The sequence below is a fragment of the Dyadobacter chenwenxiniae genome (genome assembly GCF_022869785.1).
Lineage (GTDB): Bacteria > Bacteroidota > Bacteroidia > Cytophagales > Spirosomataceae > Dyadobacter > Dyadobacter chenwenxiniae.
Genome location: NZ_CP094997.1, coordinates 3,198,574 through 3,217,754, shown reverse-complemented (window position 1 = coordinate 3,217,754; position 19,181 = coordinate 3,198,574). Strand labels below are relative to the sequence as shown.

Below are 19,181 nucleotides of genomic sequence, written 5' to 3'. Positions count from 1 at the left end.
GAAACGTGTAAAAAAAAGAGGTTCCCATACGGGAACCTCTCTGAATGCACTGTTATGGGGCGGATTTACTGGTTAGTGGTTTTGAGAATGCCATCCTTAATCATCAGATTTTTCCTTGGTTGAAGATCATCACGAAGCAGTTTTCGGAACGGCTCCACTGTCTTAGCAGTCGCAACTCTTCCTGCTGCAACAACAGGAACGCCCATCACTTCCAGCGCTTTGCGTAAAAGTGTCTCGTTTTCATCACCAAAGGCGCTGTACGGGACTTTCGAATCTTCCACAACATAGTCAGGGGTCATTCCGTCAACCGTTCCGTAATCGGATTCATTGTTGGCGTTGGCTGTCTGACCGAGCATGACGTAAGCACCCCATTTCCACCGTTCCTTGTCGTCGCTGATCAATGAACCGAACAAGTTTTTACCCGCAGTGTTCTCGCCGATCGTCACAACATTCATATATGGTTTCAACCCGTTGATAACCAACTCGCTTGCAGATGCTGTTCCGTTTGACGTCAACACAAAAACGCGATTGAGATTGCTGCCAATGTTGTTGGTTTCAGCCTGGAAATTGTAATTCAGCGCATTGGCACCATTTGCTTTTTGCCAATATGCAATGTATTTATCATTCCATTGCTCCTTATAAAATATTTTGGAAGCCGTAATGTTTTTGCCGATCAGCGAAGCCAAAGTATTTGCAGAACTTATGTATCCACCGGAATTCAGGCGCAAATCGAGCACCAGTTCGTTTACACCTTTTGCTTTGAAATCTGCAAAGATCTGACGGAGTTCATTGTCATATTGACTTGCATCCGCCGCATTGCCGGGCACAAATTGCGTATAAACGAGGTAACCAACCGTCTTGCCCAAAGCCGGTTTTGAAATGACTGTTGAGAATGCAACCGGATCTTCCGTAACTTCCGCTTTTGTGATCGAATAAGTCGTATTTGTTGCCACAATTTTACTGTCTTGCAATGCGCCTAATGTCACATTAACAGTCTCATTGCTGCTTAACAACGACACATAATTGGCTTGCGTAAGCTGAGTTCCATTGACTTTTAGGATGATATCACCTCTTTTCAGACCCGCAGCGGCGGCCGGGCTTCCTTTTACAACATAATTCAAAAATGCAGCAATATTCGAGTTACCATCATCAATGTACGAAAGCGAATAACTGATCCCGAAAATTCTGCTCACGCCATTGAATTCATTTTGAAGTGCGTCAATGTCATCCGTCACGGCTGAAAAACGGTCGACTGTCTGGCGCTCGTAAACAAGCTTTTCAAAGTAATCATAAGGGGTTTGCGAAGCATCCAGACTTGATTCGGCAGGGAGATTTTTATACCAGAAATAAGCATCGTCCATCACCTCATAAAGCCACGCATTAACTGCTCTATAATCTGTAACAGAAGTCGAATCGGCTGCGGTTAAAACGTCAGGCTGGACATCTTTATCCTTGCAGCCCGCCACCAACACAGCAAAAGCAAATGCAAAAAGAAGGTTTAACTTTTTATAATTTAACATATTAGCAGGTTTGTTGAATTAAGTTGTTTAACGAACTATACTGCTATTACGTATGTCATATAAGCTTTGTGGCGCGGGTGAGCGTTTAAATGCAGGGTTTAAGGGTAAATTTAATAGAGATTTAATAAGTGTGAATATTGATTCACTTTACAGCAAGTGTAAAGTGAAGAATTTATGGACATCAAGCAAATAGTGACAATCGACAGTGACATTCTAGGCGGTCAGCCCGTTTTCAGCGGAACCCGCGTGCCTATTGAATCGCTATTCGATCATTTGGAAGCGGGCGTTTCCTTGGATGAGTTTTTGGATGATTTTCCAACTGTGAGTAAAGAGCAGGCGATCGCATTACTGGAAGTTGCCAGCAAGATAACGTCGTCAAAGAACATAGCCGAGCTGTATGAAGCTGCTGCTTGACGAAAATTTACCCAAAAGACTAAAAGAAGATTTTCCTATACTGAGCTTACAAAGCTATCGCCACAGGTCAGGAGTTATCTCAAAAAAGCAAGAATTCCTTTCGGACCCGTGGCGATAAGTGAAATGTAGCTTGTATTAAATTCCAGTCAAGTTTTTAAAGAACTTCCGGGCGATGATGGCGTATTCTAGTGGGTTGGCTTTGGCGGGGTCTTGTTCTGCTTCGAGAACAATCCAGCCGTTATAATCACTTTCTTTAATGATAGCGAAAAGCGCAGGAAAATCGATGGAGCCTTCGGAATCGCCGGGAACCGTGAAAACGCCGCTTTTTACGGCTGTCAGGAAGCTAAGCTTTTCGTCGTGAACACGTTGCAAAATGTTTGGGCGAACGTCTTTCAAGTGAATATGCGCTGTGCGGCCAATGTATTTTTGCAGCGCAGCCGCCGGATCTTCGCCTGCGAAGTAGAAATGTCCGCAATCATAGTTCAGGAACACATTTTCGGGATCGGTTTCATTGAGCAGGCGATCCGTTTCTTCAACGGTTTGAATGCAAGTTCCCATATGGTGGTGAAAAGCCAGCTTTATGCCACGGTCTCGGGCGATTTTGCCTAGCTCATTCAGGCCAAAAGTGAAGCTGTTCCATTCATCCTTGGTCTTCAACATGCCTTTTCCTTCAAAAACAGGCACATTCATTTGACCCTGGCAACTGTTTCCAGTCTCACCGCCGCCGATTACTTTCGCGCCCATGGTGTCCAGGAAGTCAAGCAATGTTGTGAAGTTTTTCCGGTTTTCAGCAAATGTCTTGGTCGTAAGCTCGTAACTGTTCCATTGGTTGCAAATCTGCAACCCCCTCAATTCCAATGCTTTTTTTAAAACATTCGTATCGCGTGGAAACTTGTTGCCAACCTCGCAGCCTGTGAATCCGGCCAGCGCCATTTCGCTGATGCATTGCTCAAATGTATTCTCACCGCCCAGTTCGGGCATATCGTCGTTGGTCCAGTTGATGGGCGCAACGCCTAATTTAATGTTCTCGAAGTTCATGACTTACAGGAAAATGCGCTGTTCTTTTTTGTTTGTTTTATAGTTTTCAAAAGCCTTTTGAACGCCCGGCGAAGTCGAAACTTCCGCGATAGGCACTTCCCACCATGCATTATAACCCTTCACGGTGCGGTAAAGACTGGTTTCAATGTAAATCACTGTTGTCCTATTCGCTGTTTTGGACTGAGCCAGAGCATTTTCCAAAGATTCACGATCTGTGGCACGGATGACATTCGCTCCAAGGCTTTCTGCATTTTTGGCCAAATCCACTGGCAGGAATTCTCCTGACAACTGCCCCGAATTTTCATCCCGGTATTTATACATAGTCCCAAATCGCTCGCTTCCTATGCTTTCCGAAAGTCCGCCTATGCTGGCATAACCATTATTATTCAAAAGCAAAATCGTGAATTTAACGCCTTCCTGGATGGATGTCACGATTTCGTGATTGTTCATCAGATAACCGCCGTCTCCGCAAATCACGTAAATTTCCCGCGTCGGATCCGCCATTTTTGCGCCCATTCCCGCCGCGATTTCGTAGCCCATGCAGGAGAAACCGTATTCCAGATGGAAGTTTTTCGGATCGGTCGCGCGCCATAATTTGTGCAAATCACCCGGTGCACTGCCCGATGCATTGATCATCACATCCCTGTCGTCCATGAAGCTGTTCAATGTGCCGATCACAACAGCCTGATCGATAGGCGAAACGGTGCTGTTTCCTTCTGCATAAATCTGCGTCACTTCATCATCCCAGGCTTTGTTCATTTCAGCAATCCGCTGACGATAATGTTGATCCACCTCAAAATCACCCAAAAGCGCTCCCAACTCTTCCAAAACCGCCTTGGCATCCCCTATAACCGGTAATGCAGCGTGTTTGAAAGCATCGAATTCACTGATGTTAATGTTGATAAACTTGACATCTGGGTTCTTGAAAATAGACTTGGAAGCCGTAGTGAAATCGCTGTATCGCGTTCCTATGCCGATCACAATGTCTGCTTCGTTGGCAATTTCAATGGCATACTTCGTCCCCGTTGCACCCAGGCCGCCGATGCTGTAAGGCGCGTCATAACGAACAGCGCCTTTTCCTGCAAATGTCTCACCAACTGGAATGCCTGTTTTGGTCGCAAAGCTGTCCAAAACGCCGCTTGCATCGCTATAAATGGCTCCGCCACCCGCAACAATCACCGGATTTTTAGAATTTTTTATCCATTCGGCAGCCTTTTGTAATGTTGTTAAATCGGGGCGGGGCCTGCCTACGTGCCAGACTTTTTTCTGGAAAAGTTCTTCCGGGAAATCGTAAGCATGCGTTTGCACATCCTGCGGCATCGACAATGTTACTGCGCCCATTTCCGCTTGGGAAGTCAGCACGCGCATTACTTCGGGGAGTGAGTAAATGAGTTGTTCGGGGCGGTTAATGCGGTCCCAGTATTTTGAAACGGGTTTGAAACAATCATTAACCGAAATATCCTGCGTAGAAGCACTTTCCAATTGCTGCAAAACCGGGTTTGGCTCGCGGGTGGAGAAAATATCCCCGGGCAAAAGCAAAACAGGCAGCCTATTAATGGTCGCCAAAGCCGCGCCTGTGATCATATTCGTCGCGCCGGGGCCTATGGAAGTCGTGCAAACGAATGCGCCAAGACGGTTTTTGACTTTCGCATAAGCCACAGCCGTATGCACCATTGATTGCTCATTGCGACATTGATAATAGCGGAAATCAGGGTTTTCCTGCAAAGCCTGGCCCAATCCGGCCACATTACCATGCCCGAAAATGCCGAAACAGCCGCCGAAATAAGGCTGCTCAATGCCGTCGCGTTCGATGAACTGGTTCTTTAAAAATGTAATCGTAGCTTGCGCTACGGTGAGTCTTCTGGTCATGTTGTTAATGATTTTGCTTGAAATATCAGGCGTTAACCAAGCCGAAATCGCCCGCTTTATTCGTGCAACCGAACAAGTCGAATTTTTTCAGCATAAATTTTTTATACTCTTCCATAAAGATTTTACCAGGCGTGGTCGGTGCAAATTCATCAGGCCGGTCACGGAAAAATTCGCGGTTTACCATCGTCCAGAGCAGCCGCGTATCGGTCGCAATGTTGATCTTGCAAACACCCAACGGAATCGCTTTCCTTATTTCCTCTTCCTGAACGCCTTTGGCATCCGTTTTCAGGTTACCACCAGCCGCATTGATCCTCTCTACAACTTCGGGAATCACATTAGAACCGCCGTGCAGCACCAATGGAAAGCCCGGAAGCAGTTCCTGAATTTCTTTCAAAATATGAAACTGCAAACCCTGCCCACCCGAAAACTTATAAGCCCCATGGCTCGTCCCGACCGCAATGGCCAGACTGTCGCAATCCGTCGCTTTTACAAAATCCTCGACCTGCTGCGGATTGGTATAAAATGAATGCGCTGCATCCACAGTCAGATCGTCTTCAACACCAGCCAAAACGCCCAATTCAGCTTCCACGCTGATGTTTTCTGCGTGGGCACGGCGAACGACTTCTTTGGTCCTGGCCACATTTTCGTCAAAATCGTCATGCGATGCATCGATCATTACGGATGTATAACCGCCTTTTTCGATTGCTGCAAAAATGTGCTCTTCAAAACCGTGATCCATGTGAATGGCGAAAGTCACATTAGGATAAATTTTTGCCGCAGCATTAATCATGGACAGCAGCATTTCCGGATGCGCATAATCTCTCGCAAAAGGTGTTGTCTGTACAATAAAGGGCGCATTTGCTTCCTGTGCCGCCGCAAACAGGCCATGTATTTCTTCCATAAAAAACACATTCACCGCAGGGATCGCATAGCGACCATAGCATTTTTCGAAAAGTTGTTTGGTGGTAAGGAGCATTTTTGGCTATCAGATATTGGCTATCGGCTTTCGGCAGTCAGCCGTCAGCCGTCAGCCGTCAGCAATTAATTACTATGTATAAAATTCTTTAATCTTAAACCCATTGACCATCGATTACCGAAAGCCGAAAGCTGACCGCCGAAAGCTCTACCAAAACACCGTATACAATGCCGCAATAACGCCACAGATCACAATAGAGCCTACCACAAAGCTTCTGCCTGGCTCGAACATCGTCCGGTCAATTTCCAGGCCTTTCGGATTGTGCTTGCTTTTCGGATCAGCCAATGTCATGATGACGATTACGGCGCAAAGGATCAGGAAGATGATGCCCATCCGATCCAGGAACGGGATTTCAGGAGCCAGAAATTTGCCTGCGGTCGAAAGCGGAATCGTTAGCAATGCAGCCGTAAGCGCTGCCGCGGAAGTGGTTCTTTTCCAGAACATTCCCAAGATAAAAATCGCGAAAACGCCCGGCGTGATAAAGCTGCTGTATTCCTGAATGAACTGGTAAGCCTGGTCGAGCGCACGAAGCTGCGGCGCGATGATGACGCCGATCGCCATAGCGAAATAAATCGTGTAGCGGCCCATCCGCACCAATTGCTTTTCGCTAGCATTCGGGTTAATGTATTGTTTGTAAATATCCAGCGTGAAAATCGTCGAAATGCTGTTTGCCTTTCCGGCGAGGGAAGCCACAATCGCCGCTGTTAATGCTGCAAAGGCCATTCCCTTTAATCCGCCGGGGAGTAAATTAAGCAAAACAGGATACGCATGATCTGGTTTTACAGCGCCCACACCATCCAGCATTTCCTTTTGAAACATGCCATTTTGGTATAAAACATAAGCGGCAATTCCCGGAATAACGACAATGATTGGAATAAGCAATTTCAGCACAGCAGCGAAGAGAATCCCCTTCCTGGCCGTTTTTAAATCCGCCCCCAAACTTCTTTGGATAATGTACTGATTGCAACCAAAATAAGCCAGGTTGTTGATCCACATGGCACCAATAATCACGGAAAGTCCCGGCAGATCTTTGTAAAAAGGGTTTTCTTTGGGTAAAATCATATGGAAATGTGAGTCTGCCTGTTCTTTCAGCAAACTCAATGCATTAAAAATGCCTGGCCGGTTGAAATGTGTTGAAACCAGATCCAAAGCCAGATAAGTTGTCGCTAACCCGCCCAAAACCAGCACAATAACCTGCACAACGTCCGTATAACCGATCACTTTCATGCCACCAATCGTAATCACGACAGCAAAAATGCCCAAACCTATAATTCCCCATGTAAAGTCCAGACCAGCAGTTACTTCCAATGCAAGCGCGCCGAGATAAAGGATGGAAGTAAGGTTGACGAAAACATAGAGCAGCAGCCAGAAAACGGCCATGATCGTTGCCACCGTAGGATTATACCGTTCCCGCAGAAACTGCGGCATTGTGTAAATTTTGTTTTTGAGATAAACCGGCAGGATAAAAAGTGCAACCACAATTAGCGAAGCCGCCGCCATCCATTCATAGGAAGAAATCGCCAAACCAATCGCAAAACCGGAACCTGACATGCCTATAAAGTGCTCAGCCGAAATGTTGGAAGCAATAATGGACGCGCCAATGGCCCAGAATGTCAATGATCCTTCTGCTAAGAAGTAATCCGTCGAGCTGACTTCCTTCGAACTCTTCTTCTTGTAAATCCAATAACCATAAGCAGATACGCCTATCAAATAAATAAAGAAAACAACATAATCCAGCGATTGCAAACCGGTATTGGACATTCGGGTAAAGGGTTAGGTAAATTTGGCTTTCGATTTTTCTATACGAATTAACTTAAACCGCCGCATACTGCAAAACCTCATCCATTCTTACGCTGCGGCCTTCTGTCAGCGATTTCATGGCAGCGATGCCAATTGCGGTGGCCATTAATCCATCATGCGCATCAACCGGCGACGGTTTGTCTTGCAACACGCAGTCAATGAACGATTTAAGGCAAACGCGATAGGCAGTTTCGTATCTTTCCAAGAAGAAATGCAGCGGCAGCGAAATATGTCCGCCATTGCTGTCGAAATGCACTAACGTGTCCGAAGTGTTATTTTCAGCCTTCGCCATACCTTTTGAGCCAAAAATTTCAAGACGCTGGTCATAACCGTAAACTGCTTTTCTGCTGTTGTCAATGACGCCAATCGCTCCATTCTCAAAGGTTAGCACGATAACGGCTGTGTCTATATCCCCGAATTCCTTGATCTCCGGATGAATAAGCGCATCGCCTTTTACAAAAACCTCTTTCACCTCGCTGCCGACAATGTAACGCGCCATATCGAAATCGTGAATGGACATGTCCAGGAAAATGCCGCCTGAAATTTTCAGATATTCCACAGGCGGAGGCGCAGGGTCACGGCTCGTAATACGCAGGATGTGCGGATCACCGATTTTGTTGGCTTCCACCAGGTTGCGAACATTGCTGAAATTAGCGTCAAAACGGCGGTTGAAGCCTAGCATTAATTTCACATTGTTGTCTGTAACAGCTTTTTCGGCAGCTTGGATGGCTTCCAATGTCACATCCAAAGGTTTTTCACAAAACACATGCTTCCCTTTTTCAGCCGCTGCAACTGTGTAAGGAACGTGGAATGGAGTGGGGGAGCAAATGATAACCGCCTCTACATCAGGATGATTAATCACGTCGTAAGCGTCGGTTGTCACCTCGGCGACGCCCAGACTGCGCGCGAATTCATGCGAAACAAGCGACACGTCAGAAGCAATAATTACCTCAGCGTCAGGCATGTGATGAACCAGGTTACTCAGGTGAATCTGCCCAATCCGACCCAGGCCGATAACCCCGGTCTTTAATTTTTTTGTCATTTTTCTTGTTGGATAAATAGTTTATTTATTTACTTCGGCTGTCGGCTTTCGTTTTTTTAACTGCCGATAGCCGATAGCCGAAAGCCGATGGCCGATTGTGCTTAAAACTTCCTGTTCCACTCTTTCAGCCAGCGCTCGATCACGACTTTTGTTTGCGTGAAGAATTCTACTGCGTGTTTTCCTTGTCCGTGTAAATCGCCGTAAAAGCTTTCTTTCCAGCCTGAGAAGGGGAATTGGGCAACAGGGGCGGCTACGCCGATGTTGATACCAATGTTTCCGGCTTCTGCTTCGTGGCGGAATTTTCTTGCATTGGAGCCGCTGCTGGTGAATATGCACGCCATATTTCCGTATTTGCCCGCATTGATAAAGCGGATCGCTTCGTCGATGGTGTTAATGTGAACCAGGCTCAAAACGGGACCGAAAATTTCAGTTGTAGCAAGTTCACCATCCAGCGGGATGTCTTCAATAATGGTTGGATTAATGAAGTTACCTTGCTCATAACCATTCACTTGCGCATTGCGGCCATCTACGAGTAGCCGTCCGCCTTCGCTTAATCCTTTGTCGATCAATGTTTGAACTCTTGATTTGCTTTCAGCCGTGATCACCGGGCCCATTTGCACGTCGCTATCAAGTCCGAAACCGGTTTTTCTGTTCTTCGCAGATTCAACCAGACTTTCCGTAATGTCCTTATGCTCACCGACTGTGATGATGGTCGAAGCAGCCAAACAGCGCTGTCCGGCACAGCCGTAAACGCTGTCGATCACGATTTGAGAAGTCATTTCAATGTCGGCATCCGGCAAAACGATCACCGGATTTTTAGCACCGCCTTGTGCCTGCACGCGTTTTCCGTTCGCAGCGCCTTTGGAATACACATATTTGGCAACATTGGATGATCCAACGAAGCTAATCCCTTTAATAGCAGGATGTTCCAGGATCCCATCCACCACTTCGCGCGCTCCTTGAACAAGATTGAGCACGCCTTTCGGTAAATCCAATTGTTCCATCAGGGCCACGATTTTAGTCATCGTTAATGGCACTTTTTCAGACGGCTTAATGATGTAGCTGTTCCCGCAAGCCAGCGCGTAAGGAAGGAACCAGAATGTGATCATTCCTGGAAAGTTGAAGGGCGCAATGCAAGCGCAAACGCCCAGCGGCTGACGGATCATGTATTCGTCAATTCCTTTGGCAATGTCCTCCGAAAACTCGCCTTGCATCATCGCTGGCATTCCACAAGCATTCTCCACATTCTCGATCGCACGCACCATTTCTGCTTTGGCTTCGATGAATGTTTTGCCGGATTCCAGCACAATTGTTCTTGCAATGTCGTCCGTATTATCTTCCAGCAGGGTTTTTAGTTTAAATAAATATTGAACGCGCTTCGAAACAGGCGTGCTTCTCCATTCCTGGAATCCTTTTACCGCAGCTTCCGCAGCATCTGCAACGTCCCTTGCATTGCCATAAGGCACTTGTGCAAGCACTTCCTGGCTGGCAGGATTCAGCACATTCTCGAAATGATCCGAATGGCTGTCCACCCACTGTCCATTGATGTAATTTTGTAATTTTTCCATTTGTATTTGATTATAATTCAAAAGTTTGACTAGAGACTTGCTAAGTCTTCAAGACTTAGCAAGTCTCTACAATCCGCCGTAGCCAGCAACAAATGCATCCACCTCGGATCTTGTCGGCATAAAATTGGCGCAGCCTTCTCTGGTGACAATGATCGCACCGCAGGCATTACCCATTCTCACGCTTTGATACAAATCCCAGCCGCTCAGCAATCCAAAAGAGAATCCGGCACAAAACGCATCACCTGCGCCAAGCACATTTAGCACTTCCACAGGGAAACCAGGCACCTTAACCTCCTCTTTACCAGGCTGAAAAATGGAAGCGCCATCTTTTCCCCGCTTCACAACCAATGTTTCCACACCCGAAAGCATGATTTCCTGGATTGCATTTTCAATGTTACCACGTATTTCAGGAGCGGAGATTTGCTGATGCTTGATCAGGAGCTGTTCTTTGTCTGTCAGGAATGTGGCCAGAATTTCTTCCTCCGTCCCCACCACAATGTTGAAACTGCCCAATGCCGCACGGATTGTGACGCCAAACGCCCGCGGATCAAACCATTGATCTGCCCGGAAATCAATGTCCAGCAACCGGGTTACATTGTTTTTCTTGGCCAATTCCAAAGCATAGAACATCGCAGTGCGGCTCGGATCTTTGCTGAATGCGGTTCCGGAAAATGCGGCGGCTTTAAAATCTCCGAACGGAATGGCGTCAACGTGATCGATGTTCAGATTAATGTCCGCGCAATTTTCACGATAATAAACGAGGGGAAAGCGATCGGGCGGCTCAATGCCCAGCACAACCGCAGAGCTTCTGGTGCCTTCAATCGTTGGCACCCAATCTGTAATGATGCCTTCCTGATTCAGGAAATGTTTGATAAAATTCCCTACCTGATCATTGCCAATTCCCGTCAGAATCGCAGTTTCCAAGCCAAGTCGGCGTGCGCCGGTGGCGATATTGAGCGGACAACCGCCCACAAAAGCATTAAATGCCTCAATTTTTTCAAAAGGGCTGCCCACATTGGCCGAATACAAGTCTATAGACGAGCGGCCGAGGGTCAGGAGGTCGTATTTTTTCATAGGGAAGTTTGGATTTCGGCTCTCGGCTCTCGGCCGTCAGCTATAGGCTATAAGCTGTATACATTTTTGTTTAATTCATTATTATTCAGAAGCTTGCCAAAGCTTACACAATAGGGCTTAAAGCTTACAGCATAAGGTTTATAGCTGACAGCCGACCGCCGAAAGCCGACCGCTCTTATCCATTCATCTCCGCCGTTACAATCGGCAACCTGGGATCGGAGCCTTTCCAGGTTCCGTAAATCCAGTCATGATCAGGGTCGGATGTGTTGGCCAGGGATTGGTCGCTGCCGGCCAGGAAATTGAGATAGTAAACATTGTAGCCATGCCCGGCAACCACGGGATGATAACCTTTTGGAACCAGCACAGCCTCATTATGATGCACCCTGACAATTTCATCCAGCGATCTGTCCGCTGTGTAAACCTGCTGGATCGCATATCCCTGCGGTTTGTCGATTTTGTAAAAATATATTTCCTCCAGATTAGCCTCAATCAAATTGCCGTTTTCATCTTCCGTACGCACGTCGTGTTTATGCGCAGGAAATGAGCTCCAATTTCCCGAAGGCGTGTAAACTTCTACGCATACAATTTTATGACAATCAAAACCAGGCTCTAAAAGGCTGTTAATCTGGCGGTTTGCATTATCACCGCCTCTATATTCAATCGCTGCTTCCTCCGGGCGCTTCATGCGAGGTGGATGATCTTCATCGGATGCTACATAGCAAATCGCAATGTCTGTTTGAGGCGACTGTGCGGTTAAAACATAGTCTGTATTTCTTGACAAATACATCGCATGTCCAATCCCGCTGAACACATCCTTGCGACCGTTTCTGGTTTCCCAGGTCTGTCCTGCCGATTCCATTTTGAAGTTCCCGCCCAGCAAAACGAAGCAATACTCGTATTCGCCTGTGTTTCCTGAAATTTGTTCGTTTACATCCAGTATTTTAGCCTCGAAGTTCAGGTAAGTCCAACCGGCTTGATCGCTTGTGAGAGAATGATAGGTCTTTTGGTCAGGCGCAGGTTTAATCAGCAGGTCACTCATTGTGGTTATTCGTTACATTTGTACACAATGATAGCGTTGTATAAATTAAACACAAAATGTAAATATGTTTATATTGAATGCAAACGTTTGAAAAAATTTCAAAGAATTAATTGCTATAATCATACAAATGAATTCCTCCCGTCCCGTTACAATTAAAGACATTGCCCGTCGCTTCCGATGCTCGCCATCCACCGTTTCCCGCGCCCTGAATGACCATCCTGCGATCAACGAAGACACCCGCAAAAACATCCAGGAATACGCGAGAGAGGTCGGTTACCAGCGAAATGAAGTGTCGCTCAGCTTATTAAATAAAAAGACGGCGTCGCTGGGCGTTGTCGTTCCTACGATCAGTAATTATTACGAAACCGCAGTCATAGAAGGACTTCATCAGGCATTGCAGCCGATGGGTTATACGCTCAACATTTGTGTTACCAATGAGAATTATGCATTGGAAAAAGAATATTTATCCAAACTCCTTTCCAACCGCACCGAAGGCATCTTCCTATCCGTTTCGCAAGAGACTTATGATTCAGGCTATTACGAACATTTGGAAAGTGTAATTCAAAGAAAGACCCCATTAATCTTCATAGATCGTGAATATGAAGATTTCGAAACCAGCCGCGCGACCGTCGACGATTACCACGGAGCCTTTGCTGCCGTAGAACATTTAATCAACATTGGCTATAAAAATATTGCACATTTAAAAGGTCCTAACGGCTTGACAGTGAGCGAACAGCGTTTCAAAGGTTATGTGGATTGCCTCAAAAAGTATGGTATGGCGGTTCAAGATGAATTTATTATCAACACGAATTTCAAGGTAGAGAGCGCCATTGTCCCGACTAAAAGGCTTCTTGAAATGGCCACTCCGCCGGATGCGATTTTTGGGGTCAATGACCAGGTCGCAATAGGAGCCATGCGTGTCGTGAAGGATAAAGGGCTCCGCATTCCGCAGGACGTTGGTTTGGTCGGTTTCGATAACTCACCTATTTCGGCATATACATTTCCATCATTAACCACTGTTAGCCGACCAGGCCGAAAAATCGGCATGGAAGCATCCCGGCTGTTTTTGAATCAGGTGAATGGTGCGGAGGATTTCAAACATGAAAGCATTGTGCTGCCTTCGGAGTTGATTATAAGGGAGAGTTCGCTGCGGATTTGAAAATTTCTCACAGAGTTTTGTGACCGATAGAAAAGTCTAACGTCTGAAAACGTGGTGCGGTATTGCACCATAGTAACTTAAAAGTTACCTTTATCATGACGAAGATTAGAAAAGTTGTCGTTTACAAGCACTATTTTGATGAATTTGCGGCGCAGCAGCCACCAAATGTAAGGCAGAAGATTTTTAAGGTAATCCAAGGAATAGAAACATATCAGAGGATTCCTTCTCATTTTTTCAAACATATAAGTGGCACAAAAGGACTCTATGAAGCAAGGATTATGCTGGGATCAAACATTTGGAGAGTTTTTTGATTCTTTGACAGCGACAGCATCATAATCTTACTGAACGGATTTCAAAAGAAAACTGAGAAAACGCCCAAAAAGGAAATTGAACGCGCGTTGCGACTCATGAATGAATACTTTGAAACTAAACGGAATAGTAATGGACATTAGAACTTGGGATCAAGTAAAGGACGATGTTTACGGAGTCGTAGGAACCGAAGAAAGGGATCGTCTGGAAAGGGAGTTTGAAAGCTTTAAAATCGGATTGCTTCTAAGAAAAGCCCGTGAAGACAAAGAACTAACGCAGGCACAGCTCGGAGAAATCATTAATAAAAAAAGGGAGTACATTTCCCGAGTGGAAAACGACGGAAGCAATCTGACGCTTAAAACACTTTACGACATTGTCGAAAAAGGATTAGGAGGAAAAGTGAAGATTGAGCTTGAATTCTAAACAAATAATCCCTAACACTGTCACACAAGTAAATAGCGAAAAAACTCTCACAATTTCGCAAGCACGGAAGCTTAGCAAAAAGCTTATTAATAAATGGGCAAGAGAAGCATCAAAAAACAAACAACCCAGAGCGTTAAACCCTGGGCTGTCGGATAAATAACTATCTTAAGTCAATTAATACCCCTCATTCTGCACTAAATACCCAGGTGTGTTCGACGCTCCATCAATTGCAGTCTGCGGGATTGGGAAGATCCTTTTCTTCACATCGGCGTTGGTTTTCTCCGTCCATTTGCCTTCGTATTTGCCAAAACGAATCATGTCGCTGCGGCGGAGCATTTCCCAGTAGAATTCAAATCCTCTTTCGCGGAAGAGCAAGTCCAGATTCATGGTTGTCAATGCCGGCGGAGGCGCGGTGGCCGTTCTGGAAGCTCTTACCAGGTTAACGTCTGCTAATGCCGCTGCGGCGTTGTTGCCTTTGCGCAATTTGGCCTCGGCGCGCATCATGTAAATGTCTGCAAGACGAAGGATTACAATGTCCGCATCGCCTTTATTACGACCCGTGTTCGACTCGCTTCCAAACTCATACTTGGCAACCCGGTAACCGGTGTTGTAATTACTTCCAGCCGTCGTAAAATCAACTATCTCCCCGAAGCTGACAGGCAGATCTGCCCTGTTACGCGTTACATAGCTCAACTTTCCCACTTTCAACCGACCATCAGGACATCTTAAAAATGCACCATTCACACGCAAAGCCCCAAATTGCTGACCGCGCAAGATTCCGCGGTTGATCTTGTAATCTGAATCCTTAACGCATGTATCCGCTGCATTGGAATAAACAGACATATTTTCCTGATAAAAACGCGGATCTCGTTTCGGATCGACTGCGCCGTATGCCTGCACCCAAGACTGGTAAAAGTCGGATGTGATACCGGGTCCATCGGTTCCGTTTGCTGCGGGGAATGCTGCGAGCGGGAATTGGTCGCCGGATATTGAGAAGTAGGCCAAACGGTTGTGACCATTCAGGTCTGAGCGCTGGTCTACCGCGAAGATCAACTCCTGGTTCGAATGGTTTTGGTTGCCAAAAATCGAGAAGTAATCTGGTGACAATTTCGCTTGTCCGGAAGCAATGATCTTATCCGTATACTGGATCACTTTGTCCATATCCTCAGCACGGAACTCGAATGTGGGTGCGTAAATGTTGCGGTAAACGGCTGCATTCAAATTCAAACGGGCCAGCAAGCCCCAGACGGCCACCTGGTTCAGCCTTCCAGGGCCAACGACGGATTTGGGTTGCACAATCGGCTCGATAGCAAGCAGCTCACTTTCAATGTATTTTACGGCTTCTTCACCTCTGATAATGACCGAAACAGCGTTTGGATCGTCCTTAACAAAAGCGACCCCGAACATATCGAGCATGATCATATTGTAATATGCCCGCATTCCGCGCGCTTCTGCGGTGTATAAGGCTGCTGTTGCGGATGTCGAATTTTTCAACCCGTTAATGGCCGTAATAGACCTGGAAATGGATTGTGATAATGTGCCCCAGGTGTTGTTCACATTGGGATCTGTTGCAGTGGTGTTGTGCTGGTGCAGCGCAAGATAAATCCCGTTATCGCCCCAGTCGGTTCCGCCCCGGTAAGGCAAAATGGCCTCATCCGTGGTAATTTCGTTCAATGCGAAATATGTGGTATGCTGGAATAAGTTCGGAAGCAATGCGTAAACAGGTGCCAAAAGGCCATTTGCAGCTTCGTCGGGAGACAAATTCGCCTGAAGGGTTTCGTCCAGCACTTGTTCTTCAAGATCGGTGCAGCCAGGTGCCATGAACAGCATGCCGGCAACCGCAAATATGAGTGGTAATTTCTTTTTCATCGTTTGATTTTTAAAAGCCTACATTAAGACCAAAGAGAATTGTTTTAGCCTTTGGATAACTCAAATAGTCAACGCCATAAGAGGTAATGCCGTTGATGGAACGGTCGTTGTTCACCTCAGGATCGTAGCCTGTGTATTTGGTCCAAAGCGCCAGATTCTGTCCCGTAACCGACACGCGCACCGTCTGCACCCACTTGTTGATGCCAAGCTTGGCGGTGTTCAGGTTGTATCCCAATGCAAGGTTGTTCAATCTCAGGTAAGCGCCGTTTTTGAGATAACGGGTAGAGACAGGCGCTGAATTATTGACGGATTCTGCTTCATCTGCAAAAGACTCACGGGTGACATTCAGGCCCTTTTGCAACCTTAGTTTGAAGAAATTGGAGTTTGCCGTGTTGTCGTAAACCTTGTTTCCTGCAACGCCATTGAAGTTGGCGGTCAGGTCAAAGCCTTTAAAAGACACATTACCATTGAAGTTGTACATCCGGGTAGGAAGTGCCGTCCCGGCGGCAACGCGATCTTTGTCCGTAATGATCCCACCACCGTCCACGTCCCTGAAAGTGTTGATCCCCTTGTCGTCAAAGCCGGTAAATTCTTTCAGGAAGAATGTTCCGATGGGCTGGTTGTTAATGTAACCGTTGATCGTTGCAGAAGTCAGACCCGAGCCTTGTGCGGAGCCCGATGGAATCACGGAATATGGCGAACCGGTCACATCGTTTTTGATAAATGTAATGTTACCACCAAACCCATAGCGAAGTCCGTTGTCCAGCGATTCGCGGTAATTCAGGTCAACTTCAAGACCCTGGTTTTTGATTTTCATATCCGGCACGTTGGTCCAGAATGTTCCGGCAGGCTGAATAGGATCGGCAGGAATAACTTCGAGCAAGATTTTTTCTGACGTTTTGGTAAAATAATCTATCTCACCGCTCAGCGCACCTTTGAACAGACCGAAGTCAAGACCAATGTCGGTTTGTTTGGAAACTTCCCACTGAATGTTCGGATTCGCCAGCCTTGTGTTGGTGGTTCCGGCAGGATATGGGCCTGTTCCAAGCGGGTAACTTGCTGTTGGTGAAACAACCGAAGTGAAACGCGCCAGTGTAATTTTGGAAGGAATTTCCTGATTTCCGGTTGATCCCCAACCTGCACGCAATTTCAGCTCCGAGAATGGCGACGACTTCATGAATGGCTCTTCTGAAATTCTCCAACCCAATGAGAATGAAGGGAAATAACCATATTTATTGTTCGCACCAAATTTTGAAGAACCGTCCACACGCAATGTTGCAGTGGCCAGATATTTGTCCCTGAAACCATAATTTACCCTTCCAAAAAACGATTGCAGTTCATTAATCGTCGCGTGGCCTTCGGGTGCATTCAGGATTAGGGAAAGATCTTGCCCTAAACCTGGGTTATAGATCGGTTCAATGTCCGAAATCGGGAATTTGTTAATGCTGAACCTTTTGTCCTGCAAGAAGATATGCTGGTAAGAATGCCCCACCAGTGCGTTGAAACTATGCACTTTGTTGCCAGCCGTGTAAGTAAGATAGTTCTCGATCAGGCGGTTACTGTTTTTAAACTGGAAATTTTCAAGCCTGCCGATTTCAAACGGGATCGTGTTCGGCAATGTTTGCTTATCCTGCGTAGCAGTCGAATGGTCAAGGCCAAAGTTCAGTTTGTAAACCAAGCCCTTCATGATCGTAACAGAAGGGGAAATAGAAGCCAGAATCCGGTTTGTACTCAAAATTTCCTTGTATAACCTTAATGGGATCAATGGGTTGGTTCCATCCTGATATTGGAACGGATTGCCGTCCGCATCATAGGGCGCATAAGTGGGGTTTGCCGTAATGGCACCGCCGATCATACCCTGGACGTTCGGTTTTCTGTTCTTTGTATTGGTTGCGTTAAGGTTTACATCCAGCGTAACACGATCATTTAAAAGTTTTTGAGAGAGGTTAATGCGTCCTGTGTAGCGGTCCTGCTGGCTGCCTTTCAAAACGCCCTGCTGTTTTTGTGCTCCGAATGATCCGTAATAGGTCATCTTGTCTGTTCCGCCGCCCACAGAAATGTTATGGTTGTGCGTGGTTGCGCTGCGGGAAATCTCTTTTTGCCAGTCCGTATCCGCCCCGCCATTGATCACCGTTCCGCCTATTTTTGCAGCTTCCGTCAAAAATTCCGGACCGGATAACACATCCAGCGGCCGCGCCAGTGTAGAAATGCCCAGCGATCCTGAATAAGTCACGCTTGCCTGTCCTGATTTTCCTTTTTTTGTAGTGATTAGAATAACCCCGTTTGCGCCGCGTGCTCCATAAATTGCTGTCGCCGAAGCATCTTTCAAAACGTCCATGGACTCAATGTCCTGCGGATTGATGAAGTTCAACGGGTTTGTATCACCGCCGGTTCCGCTGTTGTCGAGCGCCATTCCGTCTACCACAAAAAGCGGCGTGCTTCCTGTGCGAACCCCGCCCGGGCCTCGAACGGTAATGCTGGTTTTCGCGCCAGGCTCACCCGTTGCGGAAGTCACATTCACACCCGAAACCTTTCCTTGCAGCAATTGCTCCGGTGAATTAATGATCCCGGTATTGAAATCACTGCTTTTCAAGGACTTAACCGATCCGGTAATGTCTTTCTTTACAGTCGTTCCATAACCAACAACCACCACTTCGCTCAGGTTGGATGCAGATTCTTTCAGTTTTATTTCAATGGAATTAATATTGGATTCAGTAAGCAGGAAATCGTTTAAGGATTGTTTTTCAAATCCTATATAACTGAATTCCAGATTGTAACGTGTTCCCGTTTGCAGGTTTTGAATGGTAAAAACGCCGTTTTCATCCGTCGTAGCACCTTGCTTTGTTCCGCCGGAAACAGGTGTAACGACCACAGTAACGCCGGGTAATCCTTCCGTTGTCCCATCCGCAAGCACCTTTCCTGTAAGCGTAACGTCTGGCATAACAGGCATATGAATGCCGGCATACGTTGCCGGGTTTCCCGAAGCCGGCGATATGGCTGCTGCCTGTGCATGCGGACCGCAGATCGCTGCGGCTTGCATCATACAGACGCCAAGTGTCCCGGTTTTGACCAATAGAGTCA

14 protein-coding genes and 1 pseudogene are annotated in these 19,181 nt (G+C 46.6%); 4 read left to right on the top strand and 11 right to left on the bottom strand.

Annotation, left to right across the window (positions count from 1 at the left end):
• Positions 1-65: 65 nt before the first annotated feature.
• Positions 66-1,520, bottom strand: a complete 1,455-nt coding sequence (locus tag MUK70_RS13740; RefSeq protein ID WP_234652971.1) for a S41 family peptidase — start codon at positions 1,518-1,520, stop codon at positions 66-68.
• A gap of 174 nt (positions 1,521-1,694) precedes the next feature.
• Between MUK70_RS13740 and MUK70_RS13735 the strand changes: the two genes are divergently transcribed.
• Positions 1,695-1,934: a DUF433 domain-containing protein gene (locus MUK70_RS13735; protein ID WP_234652969.1), complete on the top strand. Its 240-nt coding sequence runs from the start codon at positions 1,695-1,697 to the stop codon at positions 1,932-1,934.
• Between the two features lie 135 nt (positions 1,935-2,069).
• On the opposite strand, the gene iolE is transcribed toward MUK70_RS13735, so the two are convergent.
• The 8 genes from iolE to iolB all read right to left on the bottom strand — a co-directional run bounded on the left by iolE (position 2,070) and on the right by iolB (position 12,340).
• Positions 2,070-2,972: a myo-inosose-2 dehydratase gene (iolE, locus tag MUK70_RS13730; RefSeq protein WP_234652967.1), complete on the bottom strand. Its 903-nt coding sequence runs from the start codon at positions 2,970-2,972 to the stop codon at positions 2,070-2,072.
• 3 nt (positions 2,973-2,975) lie between these two features.
• Positions 2,976-4,841: a 3D-(3,5/4)-trihydroxycyclohexane-1,2-dione acylhydrolase (decyclizing) gene (iolD, locus tag MUK70_RS13725; protein WP_234652965.1), complete on the bottom strand. Its 1,866-nt coding sequence runs from the start codon at positions 4,839-4,841 to the stop codon at positions 2,976-2,978.
• A gap of 25 nt (positions 4,842-4,866) precedes the next feature.
• Positions 4,867-5,817: a class II fructose-bisphosphate aldolase gene (locus MUK70_RS13720; RefSeq protein ID WP_234652963.1), complete on the bottom strand. Its 951-nt coding sequence runs from the start codon at positions 5,815-5,817 to the stop codon at positions 4,867-4,869.
• A gap of 147 nt (positions 5,818-5,964) precedes the next feature.
• The gene (locus tag MUK70_RS13715) at positions 5,965-7,578 is read right to left on the bottom strand and encodes a sodium/sugar symporter (RefSeq protein ID WP_234652961.1); all 1,614 of its coding nucleotides are present in this window, start codon (positions 7,576-7,578) and stop codon (positions 5,965-5,967) included.
• 52 nt (positions 7,579-7,630) lie between these two features.
• Positions 7,631-8,659, bottom strand: coding sequence for an inositol 2-dehydrogenase (gene iolG / locus MUK70_RS13710; protein ID WP_234652960.1), 1,029 nt, complete (start codon positions 8,657-8,659; stop codon positions 7,631-7,633).
• A 101-nt stretch (positions 8,660-8,760) separates the two neighbouring features.
• Positions 8,761-10,227: a CoA-acylating methylmalonate-semialdehyde dehydrogenase gene (locus MUK70_RS13705; RefSeq protein ID WP_234652958.1), complete on the bottom strand. Its 1,467-nt coding sequence runs from the start codon at positions 10,225-10,227 to the stop codon at positions 8,761-8,763.
• A 66-nt stretch (positions 10,228-10,293) separates the two neighbouring features.
• Positions 10,294-11,301, bottom strand: coding sequence for a 5-dehydro-2-deoxygluconokinase (gene iolC, locus MUK70_RS13700; RefSeq protein WP_234652956.1), 1,008 nt, complete (start codon positions 11,299-11,301; stop codon positions 10,294-10,296).
• A gap of 175 nt (positions 11,302-11,476) precedes the next feature.
• Positions 11,477-12,340 carry a 5-deoxy-glucuronate isomerase gene (iolB, locus tag MUK70_RS13695; protein WP_234652954.1) on the bottom strand — a complete coding sequence of 288 codons (864 nt, stop codon included), beginning with the start codon at positions 12,338-12,340 and terminating at the stop codon, positions 11,477-11,479.
• Positions 12,341-12,467: 127 nt separating this feature from the next.
• On the opposite strand from iolB, the gene MUK70_RS13690 reads away from it, so the two are divergent.
• The 3 genes and pseudogenes from MUK70_RS13690 to MUK70_RS13680 all read left to right on the top strand — a co-directional run bounded on the left by MUK70_RS13690 (position 12,468) and on the right by MUK70_RS13680 (position 14,231).
• Positions 12,468-13,499, top strand: a complete 1,032-nt coding sequence (locus tag MUK70_RS13690) for a LacI family DNA-binding transcriptional regulator (protein ID WP_234652952.1) — start codon at positions 12,468-12,470, stop codon at positions 13,497-13,499.
• 323 nt (positions 13,500-13,822) lie between these two features.
• A pseudogene (locus MUK70_RS13685) lies at positions 13,823-13,951 on the top strand (type II toxin-antitoxin system RelE/ParE family toxin); the annotation flags it as partial.
• Complete coding sequence (locus MUK70_RS13680) at positions 13,941-14,231, top strand: helix-turn-helix transcriptional regulator (protein ID WP_234608247.1); 291 nt, start codon at positions 13,941-13,943, stop codon at positions 14,229-14,231. The pseudogene MUK70_RS13685 and the gene MUK70_RS13680, both read left to right, overlap by 11 nt.
• A 174-nt stretch (positions 14,232-14,405) precedes the next feature.
• Here the strand turns inward: MUK70_RS13680 and MUK70_RS13675 are convergent, their stop codons facing one another.
• Both MUK70_RS13675 and MUK70_RS13670 read right to left on the bottom strand, forming a co-directional pair.
• A complete protein-coding gene (locus tag MUK70_RS13675; RefSeq protein WP_234652950.1) occupies positions 14,406-16,100 on the bottom strand; it encodes a RagB/SusD family nutrient uptake outer membrane protein in 1,695 nt (564 codons plus the stop codon).
• A gap of 10 nt (positions 16,101-16,110) precedes the next feature.
• A complete protein-coding gene (locus tag MUK70_RS13670) occupies positions 16,111-19,140 on the bottom strand; it encodes a SusC/RagA family TonB-linked outer membrane protein (RefSeq protein ID WP_234655367.1) in 3,030 nt (1,009 codons plus the stop codon).
• Positions 19,141-19,181 lie beyond the last annotated feature (41 nt).